The sequence below is a fragment of the Halomonas sp. ND22Bw genome (assembly GCF_003011945.1).
In the GTDB taxonomy this organism is placed as follows: domain Bacteria; phylum Pseudomonadota; class Gammaproteobacteria; order Pseudomonadales; family Halomonadaceae; genus Halomonas; species Halomonas halophila.
In genome coordinates this window covers 1-253 of sequence record NZ_PXWD01001346.1, presented here as the reverse complement: position 1 = coordinate 253, position 253 = coordinate 1, and the positions used below count along the sequence as shown (strand labels likewise).

Here is a 253-nt window from a genome sequence, read left to right as displayed (position 1 = left end):
GCTCGGCACGGCCTGTGGGGTGACCGCCTATATCCTCGGCGCGTCGATGCTGGCGGATGTGGTGGAGGATTCGGAGGTGCGCACGGGTCGTCGATCGGAGGGCATGTTCTTCGCCGGCGGCTTTTTCGTCCAGAAATGCACCAGCGGGATCGGGATCTTCGTTTGCGGCCTTATCCTGGCGGCGGCCGGTTTTCCGGAGCAGGCGGTGCCGGGCCGGGTGCCGGAGCCGGTGATCGACCGGCTGACGTTGATC

The 253-nt window shown here is 66.8% G+C and carries 1 protein-coding gene; it reads left to right on the top strand.

The features are described from left to right. Positions 1–19 precede the first annotated feature (19 nt). Positions 20–253: MFS transporter (locus CVH10_RS22570; RefSeq protein WP_369335980.1), on the top strand; the 234-nt coding region annotated here is incomplete at its 3' end.